Raw genomic sequence first — 890 nt, forward strand, 5'->3', positions numbered from 1 at the left:
GCGATCCTGGTGTGCTCGGCCGCTGACGGCCCGATGCCGCAGACCCGTGAGCACATCCTGCTGTCGCGTCAGGTCGGCGTGCCGTACATCGTCGTGTTCCTGAACAAGGCCGACATGGTGGACGATGCCGAGCTGCTGGAACTGGTCGAAATGGAAGTGCGCGAGCTGCTGTCCAAGTACGACTTCCCGGGCGATGACACCCCGATCGTGTCCGGTTCGGCCCGTCTGGCGCTGGAAGGCGACCAGTCCGAGATCGGTGTGCCGGCCATCCTGAAGCTGGTCGATGCACTGGACAGCTGGATCCCGACCCCGGAGCGTGACGTCGACAAGCCGTTCCTGATGCCGGTGGAAGACGTGTTCTCGATCTCGGGCCGCGGCACCGTGGTGACCGGTCGTATCGAGCGTGGCGTGATCAAGGTGGGTGAGGAAATCGAGATCGTCGGTATCCGTCCGACCGTCAAGACCACCGTCACCGGCGTGGAAATGTTCCGCAAGCTGCTGGACCAGGGTCAGGCAGGTGACAACGCCGGTCTGCTGCTGCGTGGCACCAAGCGTGATGACGTCGAGCGTGGCCAGGTGCTGGCCAAGCCGGGTTCGATCACCCCGCACACCCAGTTCGAAGCCGAAGTGTACGTGCTGTCGAAGGACGAGGGTGGCCGTCATACCCCGTTCTTCAAGGGCTATCGTCCGCAGTTCTACTTCCGTACCACCGACATCACCGGCGCTTGCGAGCTGCCGGAAGGCGTCGAGATGGTGATGCCGGGTGACAACGTGAAGATGTCCGTCACCCTGATCAACCCGGTGGCCATGGACGAAGGTCTGCGCTTCGCGATTCGCGAAGGCGGCCGTACCGTCGGCGCCGGCGTGGTCTCCAAGATCACCAAGTAATA

General features: G+C 63.4%; 1 protein-coding gene. It reads left to right on the forward strand.

The genetic code is table 11. The features are described from left to right. The coding region (gene tuf / locus ARC78_RS15305; RefSeq protein ID WP_054661013.1) for an elongation factor Tu at nt 1-888 on the forward strand (888 nt) is incomplete at its 5' end. Nucleotides 889-890: the final 2 nt, after the last annotated feature.

Origin of the sequence: Stenotrophomonas pictorum JCM 9942 (genome assembly GCF_001431585.1) — a bacterium.
Taxonomy (GTDB): domain Bacteria; phylum Pseudomonadota; class Gammaproteobacteria; order Xanthomonadales; family Xanthomonadaceae; genus Stenotrophomonas; species Stenotrophomonas pictorum.